Origin of the sequence: Dietzia sp. DQ11-44 (genome assembly GCF_014145205.1) — a bacterium.
Classification (GTDB): domain Bacteria; phylum Actinomycetota; class Actinomycetes; order Mycobacteriales; family Mycobacteriaceae; genus Dietzia; species Dietzia natronolimnaea.
Genome location: NZ_JAALEC010000146.1, coordinates 1 through 8,669 on the forward strand (window position 1 = coordinate 1; position 8,669 = coordinate 8,669).

General features: G+C 70.7%; 7 protein-coding genes. 1 reads left to right on the top strand and 6 read right to left on the bottom strand.

The genetic code is table 11. The features are described from left to right. A partial coding sequence (locus G6018_RS04585) for an SIP domain-containing protein (protein ID WP_182638904.1) occupies positions 1–463 on the top strand: 463 nt, incomplete at its 5' end. A 13-nt stretch (positions 464–476) separates the two neighbouring features. Here G6018_RS04585 and G6018_RS04590 read toward each other — a convergent pair. The 6 genes from G6018_RS04590 to G6018_RS04615 all read right to left on the bottom strand — a co-directional run. Further along, positions 477–1,196: a phosphodiesterase gene (locus G6018_RS04590; RefSeq protein WP_187700890.1), complete on the bottom strand. Its 720-nt coding sequence runs from the start codon at positions 1,194–1,196 to the stop codon at positions 477–479. Positions 1,197–1,564: 368 nt separating this feature from the next. Beyond that, on the bottom strand, positions 1,565–2,764 hold the full coding sequence (locus G6018_RS04595) for a Wadjet anti-phage system protein JetD domain-containing protein (RefSeq protein ID WP_182638906.1): 1,200 nt from the start codon (positions 2,762–2,764) through the stop codon (positions 1,565–1,567). Then, the gene (locus G6018_RS04600) at positions 2,764–6,069 is read right to left on the bottom strand and encodes an ATP-binding protein (RefSeq protein WP_182615425.1); all 3,306 of its coding nucleotides are present in this window, start codon (positions 6,067–6,069) and stop codon (positions 2,764–2,766) included. The genes G6018_RS04595 and G6018_RS04600 overlap by 1 nt, the downstream gene beginning before the upstream one ends. Positions 6,070–6,085: 16 nt before the next feature. Further along, positions 6,086–6,799 (bottom strand): DUF4194 domain-containing protein, encoded by a 714-nt coding sequence (locus G6018_RS04605; RefSeq protein WP_338404171.1) that lies wholly within the window; start codon positions 6,797–6,799, stop codon positions 6,086–6,088. Beyond that, complete coding sequence (locus G6018_RS04610; RefSeq protein WP_182615427.1) at positions 6,796–8,292, bottom strand: DUF3375 domain-containing protein; 1,497 nt, start codon at positions 8,290–8,292, stop codon at positions 6,796–6,798. Before G6018_RS04610 ends, G6018_RS04605 begins: the two co-directional genes overlap by 4 nt. A gap of 143 nt (positions 8,293–8,435) precedes the next feature. Beyond that, the coding region (locus tag G6018_RS04615) for an energy-coupling factor transporter transmembrane component T (protein WP_241731993.1) at positions 8,436–8,669 on the bottom strand (234 nt) is incomplete at its 5' end.

Genomic DNA, 8,669 nt, shown 5'->3' on the forward strand with positions numbered 1-8,669 from the left:
CGGAGCCGCCGGCCGGGTGGTGTGCGCGGGTGACGAGACCGCGGCGCCGGCCCTGCTGTCCATCGCCGGGGAGCTGGCCGCGGAGCCACGGGGGACGAGAGAGGTCCGGATCGTCCTGGAGTTGCCGACACCGGCCGACGTGCGCGCGCTGTCGGCCGAGGCGCCGGAGACCGTCACCCTGCTCTCGCGGTCCGGTGAGCGGGGACACGCGCTCGTCCATCACCTCGGCGGAGTGTTGGGCGTGGGTCAGGGATGCGTCGAGTCGGTCCTCGACGGGCGCCGTCCCGCCGAGCGGGAATGGCAGACGGCCACCACCGTCTCCGCCGGGGACCCGTATGTGTTCCTGGCCGGGGAGGCTGGGCTGGTCCGCGCGATGCGCCGCCTCGCCGTGGACGGCGCCGGGATCCCCAAGGGGGCCGTGTCGTTCATGGGCTACTGGCGCAGGGGTGCGGCCGAATCCTGAGCGCTCGGGCGGATCAGGTCGTCTCCGGGCCCTCGTCGGGCGCCGGGTACGACGGATCCCGCAACGCGCCGAGCAGACGCGGATACCGCGATCCGGGCAGGCGGTTCCCCACCGGATCGAAGTGCAGGTTCTCGTCGTCGTCCTCCCAGGTGTCCACCGTCACACGCCCGAGGGTCTCCCATCTGCCCAGCGGAGTGGCGTGCTGGAGGGTCCACGTGCCGCCGTCGCCTGTCGGGATGGCGGCCAACAACAGCTGCCGCCCGGCGACCCTGACGGGGAACATCGAGGTCATGGTGCGGCCGGTCGTGCGCCATCCCGTGGTCAGTACGTAACGACTGATCGGACCCAGGCCCGTGCTCGCGAGCAGGATGTCGACGGGGCGGTCGGCGTGGATGCGGATGGCCATCCCGCCGATGTCGGGGACGACGTCCGGCAGACCCACGGCGCGCGAGAAACGGATCGTCGCCGGCCACCTGCCCGTGATGTCCAGGAGCGGTGAACCGGTTCGGCCGACCCCGGTCACGCTCAGGGTCGCCTGGGCGACGATGCCCTTGGGGTGCAGGGCCTTGGGTCGTGCCAGGCGCGTCACCGCCGCCGCGACCCCGAAGACCGAACCGAGAAGACCCGCGACGGGGGACGAGCGCACGGCCACCTCCGCGGAAGCCTCCGGGCGACGGTCGACTGGGGCGTGGGCGGAGGTGCCGCGGGCGGTTCTCCGATGGGTGCGGGGCATGATCCCAACGATACTCAGCGCCGCGTCTCACACAGCGGCGCTACGTGCAGTGCTCGACCGACCGCGCCTCGTCCGCACCGCCGCGCCGACCGCGCCCCGCCGACCCCGCCCCGCCGAGTGGTCGATTCCGATCGCGTTTGCGCAGGGCGAATTCTCCCGCTCGGCGTACTTGCGACCACTCGCCGAAAAGGGTGGACTCGGCCCCGGAGTTAGGCGCGCCGATTGATCCAGTCATCGACCCTGCGGGCGACGCGACCCGATCACCGCAACTCACCTCGTCGCGTGAAGCGTTCAGAAGATGGTGATCGAGTGGTGGGTCCGCGGACTGCCCTGACGACCCCAGGGGACCTGGCCGACGGTGTCCGGGCTCAGCTCCACACTGCGTGGAGGCGCGGGAGCGCCCAGTCCCAGGGGATGCGCTCCTGCTCGAGCCGGAGGTCCCCGCCGGTCGTCAGCGCCTCGAGCGCGTCGAGCTCATCCGGTGTGAGGCGCGATGGCGCGGCCCGGGTCGGCGAGGGGTCGGGCACCGCATACTCGCGCCATGCGTCCAGGGTCTCGGTGTCCATGAGAACGCTCACGGCGTGCGGGGCGTGATGGCGTAGACGGTCGAGGATCGCGAAGCCGTGCGAGTCGAGGTCGCCCCAGTACGCGATGTGAGCGCGGAGTGCCCAGGGCAGGGCGGCGACGGCGTCGACCGCGAACCCCCGGCCGAACAACGCGACGGTCTCGGGGAGGTCCGGCAGGGCGAGGAAGGTGGTGAGGTTCTCGACGACGACGAGGTGAGGCGGTCCCCCCGAGGTACGCCACAGTGTGGCGAGCTGATCGACCGGGCTCTCGACGTCACGCAACGGGAACGCGATGTCCGGGTCAAGCACCCGCATGCGGATGCGGACGTCCGGGCCCAGCAATCCCAGCCCGGTGGCCGTCCCGCGGACCGCGTCGTCGACGCCGGCCCGAGCGGCGTCGAGCACAGCCTCGACCACCCGGGTTCGGTTCTCGATCCACTTGGTGTCGACCCCCGGCACCGCGATCTCGCGGGCGCGACGCCCGGCGGTGGGGTTCGCGAGTGCCCAGCGGCACACTGCCAGGAGCTGGTCGAACGCGCCCTCCTCCCAGTCCTCCCAGGTGGCCGAGGTCTCTGCGGCGGCGCGGCGCAGCATGGAGTGATCGGGCCCGAGGTCGATGATCCGGAGCGTGCGGTTCAGCAGCCGAGCCCACCGCGACGCCCGGTCCGCGATGTGGGCGATGGTGTCGGCGCCGACCACTTCAACGCGTTGCGGGAGCGGTACGACCCCGAACCCGGGCAGGCGGCGGTCCGCCCAGGTCAGCCGGACATCGGGTCCTCCATGGGTGCTCTCGAACTCGCGCCATCGCCTGATCCACGCCGCTGTCCCACTGGGGTCTTCGGCTGCGTTCGCGGCGGTCGGCGGCGCCGTGCTGAACCGGACGACCTCGGCGTCCCCGCCGAAGGGGTCGGCGAGCCACCGACGGTGGACCCGGGCGAACCGGGTGGCACACGCGGCCGTCAGTTGGTCTGGGTCGCGCGGCTCCGAGCGGGTAGCCACCATCAGGCCTCGTCCCAGGTGACGCGCTCGATCCGGGAGTGGCTGCCGTCGTCGTTGCCCACCACCACGAGTCCGCCGATGTACGGCTCGAGGGTCTGCAGGAGCTTGAGCGGGGTGGCCAGGACCATGTGGAAACCGAAGTCGGTGAACACGTCCATCGCCCGACGCGTGTACTCGGGATCGGCGCGGTCGAACGCCTCGTCCAGAACGACCGTCCCGTAGCCGGGGACGTCGGCGTCGATGTCGGCCAGCTGGAAGCGCAGCGCCGCGGCGAGGCAGAAGAACACCAGCTTCTGCGCCTGTCCGCCGGACAGCCCGGACGAGGAATCGTGGTAGTTGGTCGGGGCGCCGTCGGCGTCGATCTCGATGCCGATGAACCCCACGTGCTTGCGGGTGTCCAGCACCGTCTGCCGCCAGCGACGGTCGCCGGCGTCCGCCGACCCGAGCTTGTCGAGCAGACGTGACATCACGGCGAAACCCGCCTCCGCGGCGTCCACGGTGCGGCTGTCGAGTGCGCCGGTCAGGGCCGTTTCCAGGTCACCGAGGAAGTCGGTGACGGTCTCCGAGCGCCGGTCCCGCACCTCGATCTGCAACCAGCGTCCCGACTGGAATTCCGATCGATGAAGGGACTCGTTGACGGGTCGGATCTTGGCTTCGATCTCCGACCGGGCCCGGCGGATGCGGCGGGCGAGCTCGCCCAGGTTGCGGGTCTGCATCTCGCCGATGAGGCCGAGGAAGCGTTCCTCGAAATCGGCTAACCTGTCCCGCCGCAGGCGGACGAGCACCTCCACCGCCTCACCGACGAACTCCGGGTCCGACTTGAGGTCGGCCTTCATCGTGGGCCAGATCTCGAGATATGAGGTGAGGATCGCCGTGATGCGCCGGTGGATGCGGTCGCGCTCGGTGGCGGTGGCCGACTGCTCCACCGCGATCGCGCGTTCGGCCCGCTGACACACGTCCTGCACGTTGTCGGCCGTCAGCCTGCGTGTGGCGGCGGACAGGCGCGCGCGGATCCGGTCGGCGGCGTCGGGATCGGCAGCACCGTGGGACTCTTCGGAGGCACTACGCTCGGCCAATTGCGCGAGGCGTGCCTGCAGCCCGGCGACGTGGTTCGCCGCGACTGCTCGGTCACCGGTGGCCGCATCGTATGTCGATTGCGCCCGCGACTGGAACTCCTCGGCATCACGTAGTTCCCGCTCCATCTCGGCAACCTCCGGGTGCGCCTCGCGCCACCGGTCGAGCCGCTCTCGGGCGTCGTCGGCCCGTCGTTGGGCGGTGGTCGAGTCGATCTCCTCCCACCGCAGTCCGCGGAGCGCAGCTCCCGCCTGCTGCCGGGAGCGTCGATCGGCGTCGAGGTTCTCCAGCGCCGCCCACCGGCACTCCGCGGAGTCGATCCGGGACTGGATCTGATCGCGCCGAGCGGTGAGCGCCTCCACCTTGGCGTCGTTGAGACCACCCAGCTGGAAGACCGCCGGATCGTCGATGCTGCGTCGGTCGTCCTTCTCGAACCTCCGACCACGCTTGATGAGGCCGTGCAGGGTGACCGCCCGCTCCAGGGCGCCCAATTCGTCGGAGGACTCGACGCAGGTCAGGTCGAACTCGCTCGCGAGTCGACGACGCATCCACTGCTGGAACGGACCGGGGGCGGGCTCCATCTTTCGGACCAGGCTGTCCGGGCCGGTCCTCTTGGCAGGCGAGTCATCGGTGGTGTCGACGACCTCGTAGACCAGCCGAATGCCCAGATGCGTGTCGTTGACCGCGCGCGTGACCGCGGCGCGGAGATGGTCGGGGACGAGCATCGTCCGCGCGAAGCCGGAGAGCACCCGTTCGGCTGCCGGCCGCCACCTCGCATGCTCGGAGGACACATCGAGCAACTCGCCCGCGAACGGGAGTTCGCGGGGATTGGCCCCAGCCGCACGACAGACCAGGTCCCGCGCTGCCAAGAGGCGCGAATCAATGTTCGAGCGGTGACGGAGCAGCGCCTGGAGGTCGGCCGTCACACGGGCGAGGGTGCTCGACTCCTCGTTGAGGTCCCCGGCGACCTCGCGGAGCTTCTTCCGATCACGCGCTCGCTCGGCTTCCTGGTCCGCGTCGTCCCGGTCGAGCCTGGCGAGGAGGACGGCGAAGTCCTCGGCGGTGGCCGGAAGTGTGCCGCCGAGTCGCTCGAGCTCCGTGGCCGCCCGTTCGCGACGGGAGGTCACCGACGTTGCGTGGTCGAGCGCGCGGCCCAGCTCCCGCGCGAGCTCGTCGCGCCCGGCGCCCGCACTGCCCCGCAACCGGGAGCGGAGGTCGTCGCTGGTCGTTCTGGCTGAGTCGAGCTGATCACGGGCAGTGGCGACGGCGGCCTCGGCGGCGACGAGGGCTCCGCGCGCGGTCGACAGCTCCTCCTCGACCAGCGCGGTGGTGACGGCCACCTGCACGGCCGGGAAGGCCGAGCTCTCGGCGTCGAGTTCCTCGGCCCTCCCCAGCACCTGGATCCGGGAGGCACTCAGGTCCGCGAGCGGTTCGAGGTGAGAGATCTGTCTACGGACGTCGACCACCGACCGGTGCGCTTCCCGCAGTTCGGCGAACTGCTCGACAGCCCGGTCGGCCACGGCGAACGTGTCCGGCTCGTCGAGCATGAAGTCCCGGAAGAGCTGATCGAGGCTGGACAGGGATTTGGCGGACAGAGTCCGGTGGAGGAGCAACTGCGCGGCCTCCGACGCGATGCCCAGCCGGCGCCGGAACGCCGCGGCGAAGGCCGAATAGCTGTCGTGGAACCTGATGTCCGGGAACTCGCGCTTGAGCGCTCGCTTGTCGATCCCGTTGCGCAGGTGACCGAACATCTCCGTCAGATCAAGGGGGGAGTCGGAGGGGTGCTCGGCGACGCCGTGGAGGCGCTTGATCCCGGTCGCGGAGTTGTCGCCCGAACGGGCGTAGAGCAGGAGCAGCAGCGTCACACTGCTCCCCGTCCCGTTCGAGTAGGTGAGCGCGATGGCCGAGAACGTGGCCTTGGGGCGAAGGTAGACGGAGGCGAGGTCGCCCGTCTCGCCGTCGGCCCCTCGGCGCCACGCGCCGCGGAGATACGAGACGAGCGTGCGCCCGGAGCCCCGGCCGGCCTCTTCCTGGGCCGCCGCATTGAACCGGAGGTGAGCGGGCGGGACGAGTACGGCGGAGACCGCGTCTATCAGGGTCGACTTGCCGGAGCCGGAACCGCCGGTGACCAGGAAGCCCTTCCTGGGGACCGCGACGTCGTGATACCCGTCGAGCGTGCCCCAGTTGCACACCTGGATTCGCGAGAGCCGCCTCTGCCCGGGGTGCTTTGGCATACCGGGCAACTTCAGGTCATCCGGCATCGTCGTCCGCCTCGTCGTCGTCGAACAGGGAGGCACCCTCGTCTGAGGCATCGCCGTGCGCGGCGATCAACCCCCGGTACTCGTCGCGGATACCCGCCACCACGTCGGCATCGAAGAGGTGCCGGAGGACCGGAGACACCTCGGCACGTCCCTCGGTCTCGGTCTCGGTGAGCAGCGAGTACGTCTTGAGCCGGTTCCACGAGGCGTCGAACTTGCGGGTGTAGCGGGCCCGGTCGGAGTCGATCACCCGGCGATAGACGTCGATCTGTTCGGCGACGTCGGTGCGGTCGACGATCACCCGCTCGCCGGGCTGGGCCACTGACAACTCCGACCGCAGGTGCAGGAGTAGGACGGTGTCCATATGGGAGAGGGTCTCGGTTCGGAGGACAGCGGGTACTTCGACGTGGCCGGAGGTGTCGACCTGGCGCGTGAACGCGATCCCGGCGTCGTGGTCCAGGACAAGATCGAGGAACACGTCCGCGAGCCTGGAGCGGAGAGCGGGCTCGTCGGACACGACCGCTGCCCAGATCTCCGGCTGGCGATGCGCCTGCACCAGTGGACCCGTGAGCAGGCGGGCGAGCGCGCGTCGGGACGCGAAGGACAGCGTCCCGGTGTCACCGGGCCACAACGCGTCGCGGTCGTCGGCCGGGGCATCAGTCGAGGCGGCGGTGGGCGGGGCACCGTCTCCCGGGGGAGCCGTCACGTGTTCTCCTCGTTCGATCGGTCGGCGGTGAACACCAGCGTAGGGATCCGGGCGGTGTGCTCGGAACCGGCCGCGCCTGTCCACGTGACGGTCTCCGTCGCGTCCGGGGCGTCCGGTGGGGCCTGCACGTGGCCCCTGATGGCCAGGTTGAGCAGGCCCACCACACTGGCCACGCCCTGGGTGGCGGGGTGTTCGCGCAGGACGGTGCCGATGGACGACGGTCCGAGTCGGCTCACCACGTCGTCGACATGGGCGCGTAGTTCGACCTCGTCGATCTCCGAGGCGCGCACGAGCGCGGTGAGTGCGGAGAGGTCGGCGGTGCCCGTGTCGTGGTGGGAGACCTCCGCCGCCACGCGTTCCTCCCCGGGGTTCCTCAGGCGCAGGGCGCTCACCGATCGGACGGACATGCCGATCCGGCGGAGCGGGACGGACATCGACGTGGTCGGTCGGGCAGCGTTCGTCCTGCTGGCCTCGGCCGCGGCGGACCGGGCCGACCGGATCAGGGCGATCATCTGACGGTGTTCGACGTAGGCATCGGTCGCGACGAAGTGCCGCAGGCTCCGCGAGAGGGACGTGAGGACACCGTTGACCTCGGCGCCCGCCGATTCCATCTCCTCGAACAGTGCGCGCAGTTCGCGGCGCGCGGCCGGCGGGAGGTCCGCCACCTGCGGTCGGCTCAGGATGTCGTTGATCCACGCGTCGACCGAGGCGGAGCGCTCGGGGTCGAGGAGTACCGAGTAGAACGACGAGAAACTCCGACCCGCCTCCGAGTCACCGATGAGATCGACACCCCCGAAGACCGCGTCGAGCACGTCGCCGCGGGCACCGTCCTGGTCCAGGAGACGACGACGAAGATCCTGGTTGAGCGAGTCGAACTCAGCGCGGACCCGTGCGAAGTCGGCGGGGATGTCGTCCGCGCCGTGCAGGATCTCGGCCACCTTCTCCCGGACCTGCTCGGGATCCGCGAGTTCGACCTCGCCCGCCTCGACGCGCGCGATCGCGGCATCGATCCGCTCCCGCTCCCGGGTGAGGGACGCGAGTCGGCCCTGGATCGATGGATCGGTGTCCCGGGCGAGGTCCTCGAGCTGGCGGGTCAGAGTCTCGACCCGTGAGACGGTGAGTCCGCGACGCGGGGTCTGCAGACCGTCGAGGAAGTCCACGGCCACCAGGGCTGACTGTGTGGGCTCTACCGTCTCGCCGGTCGCGGCGGTTCCTGGACGCCTGAGCATCCAGCCGGCGTCCACCCACGCCCGCACGTAGGACTGTGCGGTCCCGGGAAGATCCGCACCGGAGTCGCGCACCGCCAGCAACGTCCTGTCGAGGAACTCGTAGAGCTCCGCTGACGGTACCCGGCGGGAGGAGCCCTCGAACATCTCCCTCAGAACCGCCACAATCAGCGGCCAAAGCGGGCTGCGCAGCAGCGCGAGGGTCGGAGACTCCGCGTTCAGCCGGGTGAGGGCAAAGAAGCGGGCCAGCGCGGACATGGCGTTCATGGTGGCATGTGGGTACGACGCCAGCGGCAGCGAGTGGTCGATTTCGATCGCGTTTGCCCAGGGCGAATTCTCCCGCTCGGCGTATTTGCGACCACTCGCCGAGGAGGGTGGGCTCGGCCCCGGAGTTCGCCCCGCCGGGGCGCTCAGTCGTCGACGCCGCGGGCCGCCAACGCGTCGCCGAGCTGGTCGGCCGTGGTGAGCGCCCCGAGGACGGTGGGTACGACCAGCGCCCTGATCGACATGCCCAGACCGCGCGCCTTGCGGGCCTCGGTCACCTGCCGGAGCTGCCGGGCGAGCAGGGGGATCGCCCGGATCGTCAGGACCAGTACGAGCGCCACCCGATCCGGCGAGACCCCGACGCGGCGCAGTGGCTGGGA